This is a genomic window from Campylobacter sp. RKI_CA19_01128 (genome assembly GCF_025771175.1).
In the GTDB taxonomy this organism is placed as follows: Bacteria; Campylobacterota; Campylobacteria; order Campylobacterales; family Campylobacteraceae; genus Campylobacter_D.
The window spans coordinates 154,839-177,861 of the sequence record NZ_JAKMPU010000001.1 but is presented as its reverse complement, the minus strand read 5'-3'; the positions used below and the strand labels follow the sequence as shown (position 1 = coordinate 177,861).

Below are 23,023 nucleotides of genomic sequence, written 5' to 3'. Positions count from 1 at the left end.
GTGTTTATCCTTTGTCTATTTGACTTATCATATCAAATTTTTCTTTTATCAATACTTTAGCTTCTTCTAAATTTAAATTTTGTATTTTGATTTCTTCACTTAGTCTATAGGTAATCTTAGAAAAAGGTTTAGGTAAGATCATTTTATCCCAGCTTTTAAATTCCCAAAAAGAACTTGCTTCATAATTTAGCAAAAAAAGTGGAGTATTTTTTTTCAAAGCTATCATCACAGAACCATCTGAAACACTATGATAAGGTCCTCTTGGCCCATCTGGAGTGATAATCACATCATCGCCTTGATCTAAAATTTTAAAAGATTGTTTTAATAAAGCCAAAGCACCTTTACTTGTACTACCTCTTAAAGTATCCAAACCAAAAAAGGCAATATTTCTAGCAATGATTTCTCCATCTTTATGGTGTGAAATCATCACATAAGCCTTTTTTCCTTTAATACCCATTTTACGATAGGCAAAAGGCATTAGAGCAAGACGCCCATGCCAAAAAAGTATCACACATGATCTTTTTGGAAGCTTTTGCCCTAAATAAACCTTTCTACAAGTTAAAAAAATCAGCCATTGTAATAAAAAAATTCCAAAAGCTAAAAGATTAATCTTAAAGGATTTCGCCATTTAACACCATACGCCTAGGATTGGTGATTTTTACTTTTTTCATTTGTCCTAATAACTCTTCACTGCCTTTAACTTGAATCAAAAAGTTATTATCACTTCTACCTGCCACAAAGCCTTCACTTCTTAATTCTTCAAATAAAACTTCAAATTCTTTATCTTTTTGCTTTGCAACAATTTCATCTAAAATTTCTGTATGTCTTGCTTGTAAAATACTCAAGCGTTTTGAAGCTATATCATCAGAAATTTGATTTTGCATAGTCGCAGCTTTAGTTAGTGGTCTTTTAGAGTATTTAAAAGAAAACATTTGCTCAAAACGCACTTTTTCAAGTACATCCATAGTATCTTCAAAATCTTTATCACTCTCGCCTGGAAAAGCTACAATCACATCAGTAGAAATACTCACATCTTTGCACATAGAACGAAGTTTCAAGGCTCTATCTAAATACCACTCTTTAGTATAACCGCGTTTCATAGCTTTTAAAATTTCACTCGAACCACTCTGTAAAGGCATATGCATAGACTTACATACTTTAGGGTTTTTAGAAAAAACCTCTAAAAATCTATCATCCATATGTAATGGGTGTGGGCTTGTAAAACGGATACGCTCTAAACCTTCAATTTCACTTAGCCTTTCTAAAAGATCTGAAAAATTAATCTTTTCATGTGCATTAGAAAATCTTTTGCCGTAATTGTTAACATTTTGTCCTAGTAAAAAAATCTCTTTAGCACCTTTAGAAACAGCTTTTAATGCTTCATTTTTAATAATCTCAAAAGGTATGGAAATCTCATCTCCTCTTGTGTGAGGCACTATACAATAAGTACAATGCTTATCACAACCTATAGAGATATTAATATAAGTTTTATAAAGACTATTTCTAAAATCTGCAAAAGCATAATTACTCTCATCAAAATCTATATCATTACCTAAAAATTTTGGCGTATTTACAGCCTTTGTAATTTTAGAAACATTTCTAGCACCCAAAACAAAATCCACATTTGGAGCACGCTTAAAAATCTCATCTCCCAAATGCGAAGCAGTGCAACCACAAACTCCTATTTTAGCACCATTTTTTTTGATTTTTTCAAAACTTCCAACTTCTGAAAAAAGCTTATGCACAGGTTTTTCACGTACTGAGCAAGTATTGATTAAAATCAAATCTGCTTCTTTTGCATCTTGAGTTAATTCGTAATTTTCTTTTTCTTTAAGTTCAGCTATCATATGCTCTGAATCACGCACATTCATAGCACAACCTAAAGTTTGTATAAAAAGTTTTTTACTCAAAGAATGTGTACCTCATACATAAAATCTGTATCATCTAAACCATATTTGATTGTTCTATGATAAACACATTTTCCTTTTTTTTCAAAATGCTCTACTAAAGCGATTAATTGCTTATGTGCATTGTCTTTATCAAAATAGAAAAATTTTTGACCTTCTTTATCTACAGCCTTTTCAATACTTTCTAAACTTATACTTTTTGGCTTTTCATCAACAGAGGTTCTTGCTATTTTTAAATCCATATCATCATCCTCAAGTTTTTTTAATCTGAAATTATAGCAAATTTTACTTTTAATTAAACTTATTAAAGATATAATTTTATTCTTCAAACTTTTAAAATCCAAAATTAAGGTTGTATTGTCATTATGGAAAAAATCACAGATATAATTGAATCCATTGCTAATGAGAAAAATTTACAAATAGAAGATGTAAGAGAAAGAGTTAAAAAAGCACTTATTAATACTGCTAAGAAAATTTATGGTGATAAGTATGAATTTTTTGTTGATTCAGGTAAAAATTTACAACTTTATCAAAAAATCATCGTAGTAGCTGATAATGATGAAAGATTAGAAAATGAAAATGAGCATTTTATCGCTTTAAGTAAAGCAAGGGCTGAAGCTAAAGACGTAGAAATTGGCGATGAGCTAACTTATGAATGTTCTTTAGAAAATTTAGGTCGTACTGCTGTAAATATCTTACATAAAGAATTAGAATATAACATTCAAAAACTCTTAGAAGAAAAAATCTATGAAAAATACCAAAAAATGGTAGGACATATGGTTTTTGGTAGTGTAGTAAGAGTGGATAGCGAAGAAAATACTTATGTAGAAATTGATGAGTTTCGTGCATATTTACCTAGAAAAAATCGTATCAAAGGTGAAAAATTTAAAGTAGGCGATGTGATTAAAGCTGTTATTAGACATGTGTATATTGATAAATCAGGTATGAGAATGGAGCTTAGTAGAACTAGCCCTAAATTTTTAGAAGCTTTATTAAAAGCTGAAGTTCCTGAAATCAAAGATGGTCTTATAAATATTTATGCAAGTGCAAGAATTCCAGGTGAAAGAGCAAAAATCATCTTACAAGCTAATAGCCCAAGTGTTGATGCAGTAGGAGCAACTGTGGGTATAAAAGGAGTTAGAATCAATGCTGTAAGCAAAGAATTAAAAAATGAAAATATTGACTGCATTGAGTATTCTAATGAAATGGCAATTTTAATCACTAGAAGCCTAGCTCCAGCCATTATAAACTCAGTTAGTATCGAAGATAAAAAGGCTATTGTAACGCTAAATAGCGAGCAAAAAAGCAAGGCCATAGGAAAAAGTGGTATAAACATACGCCTAGCTAGTATGCTTCTTGGATATGAGATAGAGCTTAATGAAGTAAATAATGAAGATAAAACTAATAATCAAGAAGAAGCATTTAAAAATCTTAAAGCTTTATTTGGAGAAAATTAAAGTTGCTTACCGACTGTTTGTTCGGTAAGTTTTTTCTTTAAAACCAAATCCACAACCTCTTGCTCTCTTTTATTTGCCTTTTGGCAGTGATTTTTGTCAAAAAAATCTGTAATTTTAATAACTATTTTAGCCCATCTTTTATCACGTTCTCTCCAAGCATGAGATGATAAAGACTCCCAAGCATAACCATTAAACAAAGTAGCATTGACAAAATGATCAAGTGCTCTCACACCTTGTCTAACCCTAGCAGGATTGCCAAAAGTACCCACTATAACAATAAAAAGATAACTAATCACCGCTAAAGGAACGATAGCACAAAGTAGTATGGTTCCTGCTAATTTTTCTTTCATTTTTGCCTTTTTATAAATCTTATATTCATACCATTTGCTGATCTTATAGTCAGTCTTCCTACTATATCAGGCACGAAATTTTCTTCTAATTCTAACTTATAAGTCCTTAAAATATTAGCTAAAATCAAAACAGCCTCTTGCATAGCAAAACCCTGCCCTATACACACACGCTCTCCCATACCAAAAGGCATATAAGTGTCTTTTTTAATCTTGCTTTTATCTTCATGGCGACTTGGATCAAACTCATGCGGATTTTCCCAAAAACTATCATGTCTATGGATAAGCCATGGAGCTACCACTACACCTGAACCTTTTTTGATAAGCTTATCTCTCATTTTGTTATCATTTCTTGCTTCTCTAGCAAAAAAGCCAACTGGTGGATAAAGTCTTAAACTTTCTTTAAACACATTTGTAAGATATTTCATCGCTCTAACATGTTCTATTTTAAACTCCTCATCACCTGCAACTTGCATGATTTCTTCATAGGCTTTTTGTTGCTCATTTGGAGAAATACTTAAAATATATAGTGTCCAAGTTAGCGAACTTGCAGTAGTTTCATGGCCTGCTAAGAAAAGCATGGCAACTTGGTCTAAAATTTCATTAAAAGAAAATCTCTCATTAGTATCTGCATCTACTACCATAAGCAATGATGATAAAATATCTTCATATTTTCCTTGATCATTTAGAGCATTATCATATCTTGGTTTTATAATATCTGATAAAACCTTGCGTATAATTCCACCTGCTTTAAGTCTTTTTCTCTCACCTAAAAGATTTGAAAGCCAAGTTGGGAAACGAAACATTCTTCGCATAGCTGTTTTAACTGTTTCTTCTTGCACAGTTACAAAAGCATCTAAAACAAGTTTGCCTTTTTGCTCATCAAGTTTTGATGACATGATAGTTCTAAAAATCACATCTGCGGTCACAAAAGTCATAGCTTCATCTACTTCTATAATCGCTTTATCTTCATACTTTGCAAATCTTGCCATCATATCAGAAGCTGCTTCACTCATCAAATTAAAAACTTTAGAAATTCTCGTCATTTCAAAAGAAGGTCTTAAAAGTTCTCTTTGCTTTTCCCATACTCTATCATTAGTTGTAAAAATGCTTATACCCAAAAGTGGCTCTAAAAGCTCATGCAAAAGTTGGCTTTTTGGGTATTCTCTAACCTCATCCACCATAATGCGTCTAACTTCTTTTGGATCATTTACTACATATAGATCAAATCCAGGCATTTTTACTCTGCCCATCATCATCTTATAACTTCGCTCATAAAGTCCATCAAGCCACGATCTTCTTTTTAGTAAAAAAGTGGTTAATGTAGAAGCTTTATTTTTATAAGGCTTTGGATGAAAAGGACACTGACCCATGTTTTTCTCCTATTTGATTTTTTCTTCTAGTTTATTTTTACCTATGATAAATTCAAAAAAGTTATATACCCCTTGAATTTGTGTGGCAAATAAATATAAAAAATGTGCTTTATATTTGTCTTTTTTGATTTTTTTATAATCTTTGCTTTTATATAAGGTATGAAATTTAGCCGAAAGGTATTTTGGGCTAAATTGTGCTTTTACTCCGCTTGTGCGTATGAAATCAACTTGTGCAAAACAAGCCCCATCAATAATAGAAGTAAAATCATACCATATTAAATTTTTACTTCCTAAATACTCTAAATCTTTTCTAAACTCAAAAGATCTTTTTTGATAGCTTACCAAAGGTATACACTCACCTAGAGTTAAAACCTTTAAATTTTTAAAAGAAACATTTTCTTTTTCACATTTTCTAAGCACTTTTGATAAAACATTTATACAAAGTACTGTTCCTACACTATGTGCGCTTAAGATGAGTTCATAGTTTTTATCATTTACATTTTCTTTTAGTTTTTCAAAAATAACTCTAGCAAAATCATCCATTCTTAACTCAAGCTCACCTTGAGAATTTTTCTCCCAGTTTGCACAAAAAGAACAAATTCTAGCTATCCAAAAAACAGCCAATTTCTTGCCTAATTTATAAAGCATTTTTGGCAAAAACACTAATGATAAAACAAAGGCTAAAATTTCCAAAACAATATGAAAATTTTGCAAATATAACAAACTTCCAAAAGCACAAAATAAAGTAAAAATCAAACTCAAAAGTACATAAAAAAATGGATAATAACCTGTGATGAGTTGGTGTGGGGATTCTTTACCAAATTTTAAAAAAAGCCCTGTGATGGTATAAATTCTAAAAAAACTATAGCAATCACTCAGAGCATCTTTTATACCCTCTGACCAGTTTTTTTTAACTATATCATTCCAGCTTAAAAAGGTGTAAGTAGTGCTTGTATACGGGGTTTGAATTTGCCAAAAAGCATATGTATTAACTTGAGCTTTTGATAAAGTATAATCATAATTTAAAAGCGTATTCTGCTCGGCTAAATTTTTTTTAAACATAGCATAATAATGCCTATATCCTCTAGGATCATAACCAGCTATATAAAAAACATCTCTTTTTTGACACAATTTATCCATTAAAATCCCAAATAAACTCAAAAATAAATTTAAAAATATAGCTAAAGTTGTTATCTTTGTCAAATGCTTATTTAAAGGCAAAATGAGGTGTTTTTGCTCTGAAATTATTCATTAAAAAATATTTTATAAAATAAATAAAAAATTATAAAATCAAGAAAGAACTTATGGATGTAATCTTACTAGGTGGTAGCAATAGTGTAGTTAAAAATGGTCTTAGAATAGGTCTTGAAAATAAAGACATTACACTACATAATTACGCTTTGGGACTTAGCACTTCTTTACAAAATCTTTATGAGTTAATACGCCATAAAGATACTATAAATAAAAGTGATTTTCTCATCAGCGAATCAAATATCAACGATTATCTAAGTCCTATGAGTTTAAATATTATACTTAGAAATATTGACTATTTTTACGAAGAACTTTACAAAGCAAACAAAATTACCGTAGTGCTTATACTCCCCATACCAGCTTGTAATGATAAATCAAAAGCTGTCAATGAAGCTCATAGGAAAAATTGTGCTTATTATGGTTTTAATCTAGTCGATGTAGACTTTTACTACCAAAAAAATAATCTTTATGATTTTGATCGAAACTATAAATTCCACCCTATGCCACTAGCTATGCAAGAGCTTGGTAAAAACATCATTAAAAATTTACATAGCTTTAAAAAATCCAAAGAAAATATCATTTACTCAAAAAGAAAATTTCACATCTTTGCGCCATCAAATTTAACTAAAATAGAGCATAAAAACTCATTTTTTTGTGAAAAAACTATAAAAATTAAAGCTAATGAAAAAATCATTTTTCCAAAAGAGTTCAAAAACTATCAAATCTTAGGCATACATACTTGGAATCACACTAGCTCATCAACCCATGCTATATCATCTATAAGTATTGAAAACTCATCTTTTAAATTAATAAAAAATTTTGGACTTATCAATACTTTTCAAGATATACAAAATGAAAAAGCAATTTGTGATAAGCAAACCTTTTTGTATGTTAATATGCAAATTATCAAGCAAAGTGAGGAAAGTTCGGGCTTAAGCATAGCAAATGAAAAAACACCAAGGCTTGATTATGTAGACTTAATAGGAATTTTACTTTTAGAAAATGATAATGATAAAAAGATTGAATATAAAAATTATCTTGTAAATACCCATGATTCTTTAATACCACCTATAGCATTTTATAAAGAATTAGTGTTAGAACACTATGAACTAAAAAAACTTGATATGCAAACTTTTTTACAAGGTCAAAATCATAATCTTTTGCGTTTTTTAAATCACAAAGGCTTAAAAAATGAATATGAGATATTCATCCATCAAAACAATAAACTTTATGGAGCTAGTTTAAGGATAAAAGAAAGACTAAGCTATAAGCTTGGGGAAACTATCATGAAAAATAGCAAAAGCTTTTTAGGATACTTTAAAATACCTTTTGAATTAAGAAAAGTCAAAAAAGAGCATTTTAAAAATCAAAAAGATCAAAAAAATCTACCACCACTAAAAGCTTATGCAGACTATAAACACGCTCAAATAGCCAAAACACACTTGCCCTATCTTTTAGGTAATGCACTTTTACAAGCTTCAAGAACCCCTTTTAAAATAGGCTATTTAAACTTACCTTTTAAACTAAAAAAGATTGCAAAAAATTATAAAAAGAAAATTTAATCTAAACTAATATTTTTGAAAAAATTCCCATTAACTTGGGTTTTATATATCACATAATTTCTAAATTTAGCATGTAAAACCACATCAGGTTTACATGCTCTGCATTCTTTCCAAAAAGTATGCAAGCTTTTTTGATAAGTCAAACCTTCAATATCATAAAAAGCTTTTCCCATAACCTTTAAAGGACTATTGTGATATAAAGCAGAAAGTCCTACTGTGCTATTTATGACTATAGTCCCTCTTGCATTAATTAAGAGCGTAGGTAAGTGTAAGTCATGTACATATAAAATTCTACCCTCGACATTATATTTTAAGCTCAAATCTTCTATAAGCTTAGCATAGTCCCTATAGCCACGATCCATAGGATGATGTTTAAAAACTAGATAAGACTTTGCTTTAGCATGATTAGCAAAAGAGATGATCACTTCCTCTATAAATTTTTCTGTAGTTTTTTTATAATGATGGGAGAGTTGAGTATCATTATGCACTTGCAAAATAGCTAAAAAATACTTTTGTTTTAGAGAAAGAATTTTTTCATTTAAACTTTTTTCTGTGATTTTGTATTTGTTTTTTCTATATACTGAGCAAAGCCAAGGTAAAAAGTCAAATAATTTTAAACTTCTATGGTGTAAAGAATTATTAAAATACCAAGAAAATAAAAAAGCAAAAAGCCAGTATAAAAATGAAAAAAAGGCCATATTTCTAAAAGTGCTTGAGAAGGTTTTAAATTTAAAATCTTTATCAATTTTTTTCTGACTTAGATAGAATTCTTTTTCTCTTGGTAGAGTCGAGTTTGCATTCACTCCATCTTTTTCAAAAGTAATAAAATTTGGTCTTATATAGCCTTCTTCAAAAATCCATATTTCAATACCCATTTGTTTAGCAATACTAATGGCTATCTCATGCACTTTTCTACAATCATTATACATCAAGACAACTTGAATTTGTTTTTCTTCAAAAAGCTTTTTATAAAAGTCTTCAAGTTCAGCTAAACCTTTAGTATAATTAATACTTTTAAAAGGATAAAAGAAAAAATCTCCACCATTAAAATTTACTTTATAAACTTTAGCTTGCGGAATTTTTGTAGCAATTTTACGAAAAAATCCTCCCACAGGTCCTTGGAGCAATAAAACATTTTTACCAGAAAATTTTTTTAACTTCTTACTTAAATTCATCTAATCAAAATAAATTCTATCAATCTTCTTATTTTTCTTAATATATAAATTCTTATATCCATAAACCAACGCAAATAAAATTTAGAAAAATAATCTTTTTGCATTTTTAACATTATATCTAATGCAAGCTCAACTTCACATAAATTTTTACTTTTTGGATGGATATATCTTGGATAAAGGATCAAAACGCCAGCAACAAGCTCTTCTAAACTAAGCACTCTTGTGCGTCTTGGAATTTCATGCAAATCGTTTGTCAAACCCCAACCCGCATAAAAAGGCTTGCCATACACCACTACTTTTTTACCACGTAAAAGAGTATCAAAACCACTTGTAGAGGTTATAGTATGTATTTCATCACATGCATTGATAGCGCTATCTATGCTGACATTTTCTATAATCTCATCGCAATATTTTAAAATAATACTTTTATCTTTTAAACCTTTGCGGTTACCGCTTAAAACATCAGGGTGAGGTTTAAAAACTATAAAGGCATTTTCATTGGATTTTCTTACACTTTGTAAAAGTTTTAAGGTGTCAAAACCTGCACCACCTAAGATCATAGAAGCATCATCTTCTACTTGAGCTGGGATTAAGATGATTTTTTTATTGGTATTAAAATTTAGCTTTTCATGCTTTAGGCCATTGTACTTTGAAAATTTATTTTGTGTGATAGTGATGATGAGTTTTTTAGCTCTTTGTTTTAAGCTTTCATCGAAAATGTGATTTTGCAGAATATCTTCTAAATCACTTGGTTTACTTGGATCAACATACAAGCCTTTGCTATCTACTATCAAAGAAAAAGGGCGTGTGAGATCTGAACCTAAAAAAACAGAGCGTAAAAAGCCATCTTCTACTAAGAAAATCTCATTATTAAAATCTTTAGCCAATAAAGCCTTATCATACTTTTTACCCCAAATGAAAATTTTATCCTCAGGATTTAAATTCGCTTTATAAAGCTCATCAAGTGAGTTTAAAAAAATAATTTTATTATTTTTGGCTTTAAAAAATGGCTTCATAAACCAACGCTTCCACAAAGTAAAACCTAAAAAATACAAAGTATTTGAATTAGCATGTTCTATCTTTTTATACTTTGTTAAGGTATGAATAGTATCAAAAATATCACTTTTTTGATTTAAGTAAGGATTAAAATACTCACTATATAAAATATAAGTAGCATAAAAAACCTCTTCTAAACTTCTTTTTTTAAGCCTTCTTTTACACTCTAACTTATCTTGGGTTAAACCCCAGCCAGCATAAAAAGGCATACCATAACAAACACATTCGCTTCCTAGCATCAAAGCTTCAAAACCCATACCAGAAGTCTTAGTATAAACTTTTTTAAAATGACTTAGTAATTCTATGGGATTATAATTTTCTTTTATAATTACGCATTTACTTGGTAAATTTTGTGCATTAAAATCACTTTGTTTTTTACCACTTAATACATCAGGATGAATTTTTATATAAATTTTTGCATTTGGATTTTCATTGATAACATCATTTATTATATCTTGAGTTGAAAAACTACCAGCTAAGCCAAATTTAAGAGAAGTATCGTTTGCTACTTGAGTGATGATTAATACACGTTCTTCGTTAGTGTTAAAAAGATCTTTTGGCACGCAAAGATTATTATTATACTTACTAAGTTTTTCTTTTTTTATGAGTTCTATGGCCTTTTTTGCTTGCTCTAGTTCTTCGGTACTAAACTCATAAGTATTTAAAATCTTTTCAAGTTTAGATGGTGTGGTTGCATCATAGTAAATTCCTATATCATCTTTGACGATAGAAAAACTTGAACTATTTTCTATACCCAAATTCAATGAGCGCAAAAAACCATCTTCTAAAAGCAAAAATTTTACATCATATTTTTTGGCTAATTCTACAGCTTTAAATCCAGATTTTTTACGACCCCAGCCTATAAAAACACTATTTTTATTAGCACCTTTTAAGAAACTAAATAATGAAATAGAATAAAAATTTTTAACATTATCAATAAGTTTTTTTGAAGTGGTATAAAACATCACAATTAAAGTGAATATAAAATTTTTTTCTTCGTTGCATCTAAATCAAAAACTCCATTTTTAGCTCTTGAATTAAGATTTAAAAAAATTTCATCTATAAATTCTCTATCAATCCCGTAATCTGCTAAATTATTTGAAATATTTAATTTTTTAAACAAAGAATTAATTTTATCTTTATAAGGTATTAAAATTGAACTAACATGCTTATCATTTATACATTCTATTAATATAGGTATGGTAAAACTACAAGCCAAACCGTGAGCTAAACCATATTTCATAGTTATAGGATAACTCAATGCATGAGCTAAAGCAGTTTGCGTATTAGAAAATGCTAATCCAGCATAAACACTAGCTAAAGTAATATATTTTCTATATGTTGTATTTTGTAGATCATCTACCAACTTAGGCAAATAATGCAATATCAAATCCATAGATTGCAAAGCATAATTTGTAGAAATATAATTTTCATTTTTATTCCAAATAGATTCTATAGAATGAGAAAATACATCTAGAGCTGTATATATAGTTAATTGTCTAGATAAACTTAATGTTAAATTGATATCATAAATAGCATGCTTTGAATATAATTTTTCATGCATCAAAGACATTTTCATATTATTCTTATAATCCCATAATGTAGCCCATTTTGTCAGCTCACTGCTTGTTCCAGAAGTAGTAGGGATGGCATATATAGGAACAAATTGAGCTTGGTCACTCGGATTCAAAGTATTATTTTTTAAATCTTCGTTGATTGCACCTTTTACTGCTAAATACTTAGCAGTATCTAAAACACTGCCTCCCCCTAATGCTATTATTTCTTCATAATCATCATTTTGTTTCAGACTCTTAGTAAAATTGATATCAGGATTTGAGCGTATATCATACACAACATTCTTTATCTTAGAACTCAGCTTAGATGCAATAGAATCAATAACACCATTCGTATAAAAACTTTTAGATGTAACCAACAAAATTGAGTTTGTTTGAACTAGTTCACATACTTTTATATAATCAATATCAAAATTAATCTTCACAGGATTATAATAAAACATAACAAATTCCTATTTTAAAAATTGAGCAATTCTTTTTGCAACTTCCTTTGGTGTAATTTTAGGACGTGGTAAGTCATCCGCGCTTCCTTTTAATATTTTGACATAAATAAAAACAGATCCGCATTTTTCCTGATTTACAAAAAAATCAAGAGCTTTTTTAAAACCATCAACAGTATTAACGGCAAATATTTTTTCATAAAAACATGCTTTTGCAATACTTACAAAATCAATATATGGAGATAAATTTAATTGTCCACCAGTACTATCATGACTCTCATTATCTAATAATATATGACAAAAATTTCCCTTATTTGCCAATTTAGAATAATACGAGTTTGTACTTAATACACCTAGACGCATCAACAAAGCAGAATCACCATCTATACTAATAACTTTTTTGCAAGTATTTAAAGATAATCCGAGTCCCAAGGAACTCACACACCCCATAGATCCAACCATATACAAATAGTTATTATGATCATGAATTTTATACAGCTCTCTACCAGTTTTTCCTGTAGTTGCTAATAAAAGACAATTTGAATTATTAAAATCATTTAAAATGGATAAAACTTGATATCTAGACATAACTGGTGTTAGATAATCTTTCTCACAATAAATTTCAAATTCTCTATTAAGATTATTAAAAGATTGCTTTTTTAAACCATGTTTAGAAAAAGTATTATTTTTCACAATAAAGAAAAATGTCTTACGCTGTTGTAAAGCAACAAAAGCTTTTTGTATTTGCTCTAATGCAATATCTGCATCAGAGCTCAAAATATCATATTCTATCTGACACAATTTTAATAATTTATCCGTTATCTCACCTAAAAGTTCATGTTGTGGTTCATCTGTATTATTTCCATATTCATCTCGTTCTCCACGTAAAGAAACAAACCCCAATATAGGAATTTTAAAAGTAAAATTGAGAGATGTTAGCGGAGATAAGGCATTACTTAAACCACTATTTTGCATTAATACAACACCAAATTTTTTTACATCTTTTTCCATATAAGATAAACTTACACCAGTGGCTATAGCCACAGCGTCTCCTTCATTATTAGACATTAAAAACTTATTATTATTAATGGTGTAATTAATCATGGAAGATAAATAAGAACAAGGAACTCCAGAAAATAATTCACAACCTATCTTATCAAGTTCTTTAAAAAATATATCTATATCAAGCATCAAACAGTTCCAGGAATAAGATTTAATATATCATTTATTTTCATACATTTATCTTCACACTCATAACTTCTATCATTTTCTAATATTCCTTTGGCAACATCTTCCATTGCAATAAATGATGCTCTTAGTAAGTGATTTGCATAAATTACTATATTTATACCGTATGAACCTAATTCTTCTGCTGTTATTTGATTAAAGCTAGTAGGAACAACCACAATAGGCGTATGCTTATCTTGATTTCTAAAAGCTTGAGTAAATTCTATAATTTCATCAGGATTTTTTAATCTAGAATGAATCATTATACCATCAGCACCTGCTTTCACATAAGCAAATGCTCTATTTAAAGCATCCTGCATACCTTTTTCCAAGATTAAAGATTCTATCCTAGCTATAATCATAAAATCATCAGTGACTTGATTTTTCTTTGCGGTATTTATCTTCAAACAAAAATTATCAATATCATCTTGAAACTGAGTTACATCATTCCCTAATAAAGAATTTTTCTTAAGACCAATTTTATCTTCTATAACTACAGCAGAGACTCCTAATCTTTCTAAGGTCTTGACAGTAAAAACAAAATGTTCTACTTTTCCACCTGTATCAGCATCATATATAAGAGGTTTATTGGTCACTTCAAAGATATCGTTTATAGTATTTAAACGACTGGTTAAACTAATAGCTTCTATATCTGGTTTTCCTCTACTAGTAGAATCAGTTAACGAACTAGACCAAAAACCATCAAATTCTATCTTTTTACTATTTTTCTCAACAAAAGCATTTTGTGCTATTAATGCTGATAACGCTGAATGAGATTCTAAAATCCTTAAAGGTTTTTTTGCTTTAATTAATCTTTTTAAAAGTGATAATCTCGCATTTGTAGTAATACCGATGCTTCTTGCATTTTCATTTAACTGAGTCGAACTAATACCTTTTGTGTATTCAGGTTCTATTAATTCTCCACAATTTAATTCTTTAAGTAATTTAATTACATTGTCTCTTTCATTTTTTTGTGGTCCCTCAAGCCAATCAGTTCCATGTATAACATATCTTGGTTTTAGTTTTATTATATTATCACGATAACTAAGAGTTGTCTGTGGAATGACCTCATCAATAAACTCCATACTTTCAATTACGACTTTTCTTTGTTCAAAATTCATATATGGCAATCTTTTGTAAGAAGCTATAGCCTCATCAGTTAATAAACCGAGAACAACTCTACCATCAATTTTATTAGAATACTCTTTAGCGATTTTCATAATGTTAATATGACCTGGATGAATCAAATCGGCCGACATTGCAATATAAACTACTGGTTTATCCATGAAAAATCCTTACCTTAATTTATCAAAAAACAACTCTATCTCTTCATAAAGTTGTTCAATTTTTTTTTCTAAATTATCACGTGAATTGTTATCCAAGACATAATGTGGCTGAGGTTTTATATAATCTATGTCAACTCCTACAACATTATTTATCTTTCCACTTAAAGCATCGGTATATAGATTTTTTTGATCTCTTCTAATTAATTCTTCCATTGAGCATTCCACAAATACTTCAAAATAATTTTTAATGTTTTTTCTATTTAATGTATATACTTCTTCAAATAAGGATATAGTAGCACATATAACTATAATACCATTATTTGCCAAAAAGGAACATAGTGCAGAAATTTTTTTAGCAGACAATAATCTTTCTTCTCTTGAATACCCATATTCTTGTAAGATATCTCTAATTATATCGCCATCAAGCAAAACCGTATGCTGGTATTTTTTCTTTATCTTATCATATAAAGCTTTACTAATAGTAGTTTTACCAGCACCTGCTAAGCCAGAAATCCAAATAACCTTTCCTTTTTTCATCTACATTATGTCCTTTTTTACATCAAGCTAAATTTTCTTAACACTCCAAGTTCTCGTTGTGCATTTAATATCAAATTCTTTAGGTAGTCTTTCCTGAATACTATTCATAATTTTCATAGAAAGCTCTGCACCATCTTTAGTATCGACATCTCAATATCTATTTTTAACACTTCTCCAAGCATTTATATAATTTTCTATACTCTGATGAAAATAAAAATCCTCCTCAGTATAAATGATATTATCAAACAAATCTTTACGCTTTTCTATAACAGGTCTTTGATCTTCACGTGTAGTTCCACGAGTATAATTTGGAACAAACTCTATTATAGCATCATTTGGTTCAACTGCAACAACTTCACAATCACGCTCAGCTAACATTATACTCAAATTTCCTGCCCCAGCCCCCATGTCTACAACCTTTATCTTCGAATCTTGACTAGTTCTTTTAGCAAGTTCTACCAACATATCTATACTAAGTGACGCATAATTTGGTCTATAAGAATAAAATTTTGCATGCTTTGTATAATCCCATATTTGTTCTACGATTTTTTCCATATTATTTTCCTTTAGCTTAAAAGTCACAAGCAAAAAAGCTAAAGGATAATATTTTTTAAGCCTTACGCACCGTCCATGCACGAATTTTGTAAGGAATTTTTATAACATCCATAGAAGAAATTTTATTTTCTATCATTTTTAAAATTTCTTCCCATCTAGCTTTACCAGCTTGTGCTTGAATATCATTTACAGAATACCAAGCTCCAAGATATCTTTGTTTATCCATAAACTCATAATGATCACATTCCATAAAAAAACAATCTTTGAAATCCCCTGTCGAAACAAGAATTTCATCCCAATTTTTAACATTTTGCAAACCACTACTTACACGCGTAAGTTCTGGTACAATATGCTTAATTTCTTCTTCGATTTCATGAAATATAGAACCTTCAACTATATGGCGTGGATTCCATACTGCTGTGAAATACCCCCCTCCATGAAGCACTCTTGCAAATTCAGGTAAAGATTTGTTAGGATCAGTCCAATGAAAAGAACTAGCCATAATAACCCAATCAGCATAATCACTAGGCATACTTGTCGCTTCTCCGCTACCTTTATGCCAAGTAACATTCTGGCAATTTTGAGTAAATTTTATACCCTCTTCGCGCATATTATCATTTGGCTCAACAGTATCAATATTTAGTTTAAATTCTTCTGCTAGTATTTTAGTAAGCTTTCCAGTCCCAGCACCTACTTCCACAACATTAATTTGTTCTTTGTTTTGATCGTTAATACATTTAATAAGTTTTGATATCAACATAGTATTATACGCAGGTCTATTATGATAATGCTTTGCTAAATTTGTAAAATCACCCTGTTTCATAACTCATCTCCTTAATCATTAAATTTGTTTATATATTATACAATATTTTCTGATTATTTATCCAATATATTACAAATTTTTTTGAATTTTTGATAGTATTTCCATGAATCAATAATACTTGAACATAATGTTTCATATTCTTTAATTTCTAATTTAATTATATTCATCAGTTTTATTCTTTCAGTTTTATTAGAATATAAAAATTTAAAAACATGATCTATATTTAGGGTATTATTTTTTTCATCACTTAACCTTGCAAGCAATTTTTTTCTTATATCCATCAAGCAATTAACAACATTTTGAAAAATGCGTTTGCTTTTCAATAACTCATAATCTTTACTATCAATATATATACCAAAAGCTTTATTCCAATCATTAAAAATTTCTACATTTAAGTCTAAAAAATTTACGCTTACAAAAACATCAAAATGTTCTAAAAAATGAATATTAATCTGAAAACCATCTAATTCCACTATCAAAGTCACAGGTAAAAATAAATGAGCTTCTCCATGATAACGATTTGTTTGAAAAATTTTTTCAATGTTATCTGGTTCTTTATATTTTGTTTTTTGAGATAAGTACTTTAATTTATTTATAACATTTAAATTATGAATATCTTTTAAATCAACAAATAGTATTTCCAAGGCACTTGACTTTAAGTGTTTAAATAAACAATGATAAATAAATATAGTTGGATACTGCATTATTACAATCTTTGAATTAAAAAAAGATTCTTGAACTGAAACAAAAACATCTTCAAAAGAGTCACTTAACGTAAACTTTCTTTTTTTTACTAAATTTAAATGTTGTTTTGTATTTTTTGAGATTCTTGAACACGCTTGTTTTACTAATTCCAAAGGATCTCTAACTTGACATAATAAATATTTTTTATAAACATGATTCATTAATAGTGATAAAAATTTCTCTCTTAACGCCAAATTACTATAAATAGTATCACTCAGTGCTATAATTGATTTTTTATTAAAATACACCAATCTTCGATAAATTTCATAATAGCGTATATCTCCTTCGCCCATTAAAAAGGAATCAATTAAAAACAAATCACTAGACATAAAATAATTTAGAGTGTTTGTTGCACCAGTTCCATGACTATATATAAAAACAATACTATACTTATTAGGAAGAGGTAAATTAATATTCCAAGCTATTGTCTCTGAGATATTGCAATAATCAACATAATCTGGATTTAACAATGGTGGATACTGATAGTTAATACTCCAGTAGTCATTATAAAATTTATCTGAAAAGATCCATCCTTCAATTTCCTCTATATTTTCTATAAAAAAATCTATATTCAAATAAATTAATTCTTTTAGATATAAGTAGCTATTAACTCTATTAATTATTTTATTAACTTTATTAATTTTATTAAAAAAAACATCCTTATTTTCTATACAGTGAAAATTAATTTTATCAAAACAAATATATTTCCTGTATTCCATAAAAAGTCTATACTGCTCTTTCGCCCTCTGCATATTACGATAAAAATGTAAAAATTGAAATTTTTTATATGAATTTAAAATAACTTCACCTATTAAATAGGATAGATGAAATTTTAAAATCAAGCTCTCTTTATAATCAGGGCATTTATTTAATGGATTAAACTTTAAATCTGGGTAAATTTCAATTGCTTGATGATAAAATTGCATTCTCTTTTTATATTCTTTTTTCAATTTAAGCAATTTAAAAATCAATTTTACCCATGTTTTTTTTTTATAACACTGTATAATTTCATAACCTATTTTATAAGTTAAACTATTTTTTGTTCTTTTTATTGCACTATTTTTCATGTTAACTTATCTCCTTCTTGTTAATGCGACATTAAGTATATTCTCAAAATCATATCCACATTCTCATTAAGATCTTCTTTTATTATGTGTATATGCGGGTTTTTAGGTTTTTCATAAGGACTATCTATACCTGTAAAATTTTTAATTTCTCCATTTCTTGCTTTTTTATAAAGTCCTTTTGGATCTCTTTTTTCACAAATTTCCAAAGGTGTATCAACAAATATTTCTATATATTCATCCTCATCTAAAAGATCTTTTATAAGTTTTCTATCTTTTTCAAAAGGTGATATAAAAGCGCAAAGTACTATCATACCAGCATCTATAAAAAGCTTGCATACTTCTCCTATGCGTCTTATGTTTTCTACTCTTGAAGCCTCATCAAAACCCAAATCTTTATTAAGTCCATGACGTACATTATCTCCATCTAAAAGATAAGTATGAAAACCTTGCTCAAAAAGTTTTTTTTCAACCGCATTTGCCAAAGTAGATTTACCACTACCACTAAGCCCACTAAACCATAAAACACATGGTTTTTGATTTTTAAGTTTAGCTCTTTGAGTTTTTGTAATGCTACTTGTATGCCAAGTTAAATTTTTACTCATTTTTTTCCTTAAAAACTAAAAAATACCGGAGTTATAGTTAAAACAATAGCTGAATAAGTCAAAGAAACTATCCATCCTATTTTTATAAAATCAGTAGTTTTATACCCACAAATTGAACCTACCATCAAGTGAGTTTGATAACCATGTGGCATTAAAAAAGCACAACTTGCCCCGTAAGCAACCGCTAATATAAACGGAGTTGGATTAACTTCAAGCGCTAAAGCAGTACTATAAGCAATAGGAAAAGCCAAAGCTGCAGCAGCGTTATTGGTAATGATTTCAGTTAAAAGCAAAGTTAGAAGATAAATTCCCACAAAACTACCATATAATCCATACACTCCAAAAGTTCCTATAACAAATTCAGCCAAATCTTTAGCTAAACCACTATCAACTAAAACTTTAGTAATGGCTAAAGAAGATCCTACTATGATAAAAATTTCCAAAGGAAAGCGTCTTTTTACTTCATCAAAACTTATGATTTTGAATATAAACAAGCAAGCTAGAAACACTAGCAACGCTTTAAGCAAAGACACTAACTCCAAAGCAGATAAAGCAATGATGACTAAAAACGCAAAAATCACTATAAAACTTTGAATATTACTTAACTTTTGATTTTGCATAATATTTGAGATAATGTAAAAGTTTTTATTAATATTATCTCTTGAGTGAAAGTCCTTACCTACACTTAAAATAAGCCTATCTCCAGCTTGTAATAAACTTTGGCCAATTTTTGAAATATTTTTTGAGCCTCTTTTTAAGGCTACAATCCCTGCATCAAATTTAGCTCTAAAATTTGCTTCTTTAACGCTTTTTCCTATCAAATTTGACTCAGAATTTATAACAACATCTATTAAATTCAATGTTTCTAGTTTTAAATCTTGTGAGCCAATTTGCAAGCCATCAAATTTTTTCAAAGCCTCTAAATGTGTAATATCTCCACTAAAAATTAACTCATCTCCTTCTTTAATAAGCTCATTGTGACTAACAGGGGCGATAAGCTCATCTTTTCTTTGAATTTCAAGTAAAAACAAAAACTCTAAATTTCTTAAGCCATTTTCTTGTATAGTTTTTCCCACTAATGAGCTATTTTTTAAAACCTTAGCATTGATTAAATACTTATTAATGGCATTTTCTTTTTCTTTATACTCAGGCAATAAAAAGTTAAAAATCAAAAGCACTATAAGCACTCCAACACTTATACAAAAACCCACCGCAAAAAAATCAAAAATCTTTAAACTTTCCAAACCATTTTGCACTACAAAAGAATTGACTATCAAATTAGTTGAAGTGCCTATCAAAGTCATAGTTCCACCAACTATGGAAAAATATGAAAGAGGGATGAGTAGTTTAGAAGGAGCTTGAAATTTGTTATTTTTTATAATACTCATAAAACTCGCCACTACTGCAGTATTATTTAAAAAAGCTGAAATACTAGCTGTAACAACTCCAAGTTTTAAAAGTGATAGATGATAATTTTTACCTATGATGAATTTAGAACACCAACTTATCACAACGCTTTTTTCTATAGCTAGTGAAACTAACAAAAGCAAAATAAGCACTATCAAAGATTCGCTCGTATAAGAGCTAAGCCAAGTATTTAAATTTAAATACCCCAAAAGATAATAAAGCACAGCTACACTACCAAATAAAATAAAAGGTTTAATTTTATTACTAATTAACAAAATAAGCAAGATTAAAATACTTGATGCGACAATAATTTTCATATTTTTTTACATTTCCATTCAGGATAGTTTTTTCTAATGTAAGCATTAAGTTCTATTTCTGCTTGAGTGTAAATTCTACTCTTTTCTTCGCTTGCTAAAATTTCTTCTACCATACCCGCTGCTAAGGTTTCATTAGAGTATTTATCTATGATGATAAAACTTCCTAAAGTTTTATTGTCCTTGTAAGCTTTAAGGGCTATTTTTTTATTAAGCTTTAAGGTGCATTTAGCAATATCATTGAGTTTTAATTCATCGCTTTGAAATTCTTTGAAAGTATTAATGTCTTTTTTAAAATCAATTTTTTCAAATACTACATTAGTAGTTAAATTTGCTATTTTGATAAGATAGTTTTCATTTAAATTAAACTTAACCTCACTCATCCATATTACCATAGCTTTAAAAGAATTTGAAATTTCTATACTATGATTTTTAGAAGCTATTACATCGCCTCTTGAAATGTCTATCTCATCTTCTAAAGTTAAAGTTATAGCACTTGGAAAGCTAGCATTTTTAGCACTTTGAATTTTTTCATTTTTATCGGGTACATTCAAGTTTTTAATACTAGGTGTGATGATTTGTTTTACTTTACTTGTTTTTAAAGAAGGTAAAATCACAACTTCATCTTTGGTATTTATACTACCACTAGCAATATTTCCACAAAAACCTCTAAAATTTAAATGAGGGCGATTAACATATTGCACACTCATGATAAACTCATCACTTAAACTAGTAGCAATAGGCAAAGTATCTAAAAGCTCAGATAAGGTTTTTCCACTATACCAAGACATATTAATGCTTTTAGAAGCTATATTGTCTCCATCTAATGCACATATAGGAACAAAATGGGTTTTAATACACTCATGATTTTTTAAGTATGGTAGAATTTCTTGATAATTTTTGCAGATTATATTAAAAATTTCTTGATTATAATCAATCAAATCCATTTTATTCACAGCAATAATAAATTGTCTTATACCAAGCAAACTCGCTATATAAGAATGTCTTTTGGTTTGAGTTAAAACCCTTTTTCTTGCATCTACAAGTATGATGGCAATATCAGCTGTACTAGCACCTGTTGCCATGTTTCTAGTGTATTGCTCATGGCCTGGGGTATCTGCTATGATGAATTTTCTTTTTTCACTTGTGAAAAATCTATATGCTGCATCTATGGTTATACCTTGCTCTCTCTCGCTTGCAAGACCATCTACTAAAAGCGCAAAATCAAGCTTTTCTCCTGCATTACCAAGCTTTTTACTATCTTTTTCTAAAGATAAAATTTGATCTTCAAAAAGCATTTTTGCATCATAAAGCATTCTACCTATAAGGGTAGATTTACCATCATCTACACTACCACAAGTGATAAATCTGCAAAGCTCTTTATTTTCATGTTCTTTTAGGTATTTTTCTACATTTGTTTTCATTAAAAATACCCCTCTTTTTTCTTTTTTTCCATACTTGCTTCTTCATCAGTGTCTATAAGCCTACCTTGTCTTTCACTTGTTTTAGAAAGCAAAAGCTCTTCGATGATTTCTAAAACATTGCTAGCACTTGAGTTTATGGCTCCTGTTAGCGGGTAGCAACCTAGAGTTCTAAAACGAACCAATTCTTCTTTAGCGTTTTTAGCAAGTTCTTTTGGCATACGCTCATCATCAACTAAAATTTTAGCTCCCATGTACTCTACCACCGGTCGTTTTTTAGCAAAATAAAGACTTGGCAAAGGAATATTTTCTTTATAAATATACTGCCATATATCAAGCTCAGTCCAATTACTCAGCGGGAAAACTCTTATGGATTCGCCTTTTTTATGACGACCATTGTAAATATCCCATAATTCTGGGCGTTGATTTTTCGGATCCCATGAGTGATTTTCATCACGAAAAGAATAAATTCTTTCCTTTGCACGCGATTTCTCTTCATCTCTTCTTGCACCACCAAATACTGCATCAAACTGATATAAATCAAGCATTTGTTTTAAACCTTGTGTTTTAGCAATATCTGTATGCATAGATGAACCATGCGTAAATGGAGAAAGATTTAATTCTTTGATTTTAGGGTTTTGATAGACTATAAGCTCCATACCAAGCTCTTTGGCGCGTCTGTCTCTAAATTCTATCATCTCTTTAAATTTCCATGTAGTATCTACATGCACTAAAGGAAGCGGAGGCAAGCTTGGATAAAATGCTTTTTGTAAAAGATGAAGCATAACTGAGCTATCTTTACCTATACTATAAAGCATAGCTGGTTTTTCAAACTCAGCCATCACTTCACGGATAATATGAATAGACTCTGATTCTAAATATTCTAAATGGGTCATTT

20 protein-coding genes and 1 pseudogene are annotated in these 23,023 nt (G+C 29.2%); 2 read left to right on the top strand and 19 right to left on the bottom strand.

What is annotated here, in order from left to right; genetic code table 11:
- Window positions 1-4 precede the first annotated feature (4 nt).
- From L8U98_RS00975 to L8U98_RS00965, 3 genes are read right to left on the bottom strand one after another with little or no spacing between them, the layout of a single operon-like run.
- Window positions 5-628, bottom strand: coding sequence for a lysophospholipid acyltransferase family protein (locus L8U98_RS00975; RefSeq protein WP_257928654.1), 624 nt, complete (start codon window positions 626-628; stop codon window positions 5-7).
- Entirely contained in the window at window positions 612-1,910 is a 1,299-nt protein-coding gene (gene miaB / locus L8U98_RS00970) for a tRNA (N6-isopentenyl adenosine(37)-C2)-methylthiotransferase MiaB (RefSeq protein ID WP_263724631.1), read from the bottom strand. Before miaB ends, L8U98_RS00975 begins: the two co-directional genes overlap by 17 nt.
- Window positions 1,907-2,149, bottom strand: coding sequence for an HP0268 family nuclease (locus L8U98_RS00965; RefSeq protein WP_039617566.1), 243 nt, complete (start codon window positions 2,147-2,149; stop codon window positions 1,907-1,909). Before L8U98_RS00965 ends, miaB begins: the two co-directional genes overlap by 4 nt.
- A gap of 123 nt (window positions 2,150-2,272) precedes the next feature.
- Here L8U98_RS00965 and nusA point away from each other — a divergent pair, with 123 nt between their 5' ends.
- Window positions 2,273-3,364, top strand: a complete 1,092-nt coding sequence (nusA, locus tag L8U98_RS00960; RefSeq protein ID WP_039617565.1) for a transcription termination factor NusA — start codon at window positions 2,273-2,275, stop codon at window positions 3,362-3,364.
- On the opposite strand, the gene L8U98_RS00955 is transcribed toward nusA, so the two are convergent.
- Genes L8U98_RS00955 through L8U98_RS00945 form a run of 3 tightly spaced genes read right to left on the bottom strand, consistent with a single transcriptional unit; the run spans window position 3,361 to window position 6,224 of the window.
- A complete protein-coding gene (locus L8U98_RS00955; RefSeq protein WP_039625388.1) occupies window positions 3,361-3,714 on the bottom strand; it encodes a membrane protein in 354 nt (117 codons plus the stop codon). The genes nusA and L8U98_RS00955 overlap by 4 nt on opposite strands.
- Window positions 3,711-5,084 (bottom strand): cytochrome P450, encoded by a 1,374-nt coding sequence (locus L8U98_RS00950; protein ID WP_263724632.1) that lies wholly within the window; start codon window positions 5,082-5,084, stop codon window positions 3,711-3,713. Before L8U98_RS00950 ends, L8U98_RS00955 begins: the two co-directional genes overlap by 4 nt.
- Before the next feature lie 9 nt (window positions 5,085-5,093).
- Window positions 5,094-6,224 carry a DUF829 domain-containing protein gene (locus tag L8U98_RS00945; RefSeq protein WP_263724633.1) on the bottom strand — a complete coding sequence of 377 codons (1,131 nt, stop codon included), beginning with the start codon at window positions 6,222-6,224 and terminating at the stop codon, window positions 5,094-5,096.
- A 164-nt stretch (window positions 6,225-6,388) separates the two neighbouring features.
- Here L8U98_RS00945 and L8U98_RS00940 point away from each other — a divergent pair, with 164 nt between their 5' ends.
- Window positions 6,389-7,897, top strand: a complete 1,509-nt coding sequence (locus L8U98_RS00940) for an SGNH/GDSL hydrolase family protein (protein WP_263724634.1) — start codon at window positions 6,389-6,391, stop codon at window positions 7,895-7,897.
- Here L8U98_RS00940 and L8U98_RS00935 read toward each other — a convergent pair.
- The 13 genes and pseudogenes from L8U98_RS00935 to cysD all read right to left on the bottom strand — a co-directional run bounded on the left by L8U98_RS00935 (window position 7,894) and on the right by cysD (window position 23,021).
- Window positions 7,894-9,072: a capsule biosynthesis protein gene (locus L8U98_RS00935; RefSeq protein ID WP_263724635.1), complete on the bottom strand. Its 1,179-nt coding sequence runs from the start codon at window positions 9,070-9,072 to the stop codon at window positions 7,894-7,896. The genes L8U98_RS00940 and L8U98_RS00935 overlap by 4 nt on opposite strands.
- A complete protein-coding gene (locus L8U98_RS00930; RefSeq protein WP_263724636.1) occupies window positions 9,069-11,096 on the bottom strand; it encodes a capsular polysaccharide biosynthesis protein in 2,028 nt (675 codons plus the stop codon). The genes L8U98_RS00935 and L8U98_RS00930 overlap by 4 nt, the downstream gene beginning before the upstream one ends.
- 2 nt (window positions 11,097-11,098) lie before the next feature.
- A complete protein-coding gene (locus tag L8U98_RS00925; RefSeq protein WP_263724637.1) occupies window positions 11,099-12,145 on the bottom strand; it encodes a phosphonoacetaldehyde reductase in 1,047 nt (348 codons plus the stop codon).
- A 9-nt stretch (window positions 12,146-12,154) separates the two neighbouring features.
- Window positions 12,155-13,333, bottom strand: a complete 1,179-nt coding sequence (gene aepY, locus L8U98_RS00920) for a phosphonopyruvate decarboxylase (protein WP_263724638.1) — start codon at window positions 13,331-13,333, stop codon at window positions 12,155-12,157.
- A complete protein-coding gene (aepX, locus tag L8U98_RS00915) occupies window positions 13,333-14,655 on the bottom strand; it encodes a phosphoenolpyruvate mutase (RefSeq protein WP_263724639.1) in 1,323 nt (440 codons plus the stop codon). The genes aepY and aepX overlap by 1 nt, the downstream gene beginning before the upstream one ends.
- A gap of 9 nt (window positions 14,656-14,664) precedes the next feature.
- Complete coding sequence (locus L8U98_RS00910) at window positions 14,665-15,192, bottom strand: adenylyl-sulfate kinase (protein ID WP_263724640.1); 528 nt, start codon at window positions 15,190-15,192, stop codon at window positions 14,665-14,667.
- A 27-nt stretch (window positions 15,193-15,219) separates the two neighbouring features.
- Window positions 15,220-15,747: pseudogene (locus L8U98_RS00905) on the bottom strand (hypothetical protein).
- A gap of 55 nt (window positions 15,748-15,802) precedes the next feature.
- The gene (locus L8U98_RS00900; protein WP_263724641.1) at window positions 15,803-16,570 is read right to left on the bottom strand and encodes a class I SAM-dependent methyltransferase; all 768 of its coding nucleotides are present in this window, start codon (window positions 16,568-16,570) and stop codon (window positions 15,803-15,805) included.
- Window positions 16,571-16,623: 53 nt separating this feature from the next.
- A complete protein-coding gene (locus tag L8U98_RS00895) occupies window positions 16,624-18,381 on the bottom strand; it encodes a DUF2972 domain-containing protein (RefSeq protein ID WP_263737835.1) in 1,758 nt (585 codons plus the stop codon).
- A 20-nt stretch (window positions 18,382-18,401) separates the two neighbouring features.
- Window positions 18,402-18,983 carry an adenylyl-sulfate kinase gene (gene cysC, locus L8U98_RS00890; RefSeq protein WP_263724643.1) on the bottom strand — a complete coding sequence of 194 codons (582 nt, stop codon included), beginning with the start codon at window positions 18,981-18,983 and terminating at the stop codon, window positions 18,402-18,404.
- An 8-nt stretch (window positions 18,984-18,991) separates the two neighbouring features.
- Window positions 18,992-20,707 carry an SLC13 family permease gene (locus tag L8U98_RS00885; RefSeq protein ID WP_263724644.1) on the bottom strand — a complete coding sequence of 572 codons (1,716 nt, stop codon included), beginning with the start codon at window positions 20,705-20,707 and terminating at the stop codon, window positions 18,992-18,994.
- Window positions 20,704-22,128 (bottom strand): sulfate adenylyltransferase subunit CysN, encoded by a 1,425-nt coding sequence (cysN, locus tag L8U98_RS00880; protein ID WP_263724645.1) that lies wholly within the window; start codon window positions 22,126-22,128, stop codon window positions 20,704-20,706. The genes L8U98_RS00885 and cysN overlap by 4 nt, the downstream gene beginning before the upstream one ends.
- Window positions 22,128-23,021 (bottom strand): sulfate adenylyltransferase subunit CysD, encoded by an 894-nt coding sequence (gene cysD, locus L8U98_RS00875; RefSeq protein ID WP_263724646.1) that lies wholly within the window; start codon window positions 23,019-23,021, stop codon window positions 22,128-22,130. The genes cysN and cysD overlap by 1 nt, the downstream gene beginning before the upstream one ends.
- Between the last annotated feature and the right edge of the window lie 2 nt (window positions 23,022-23,023).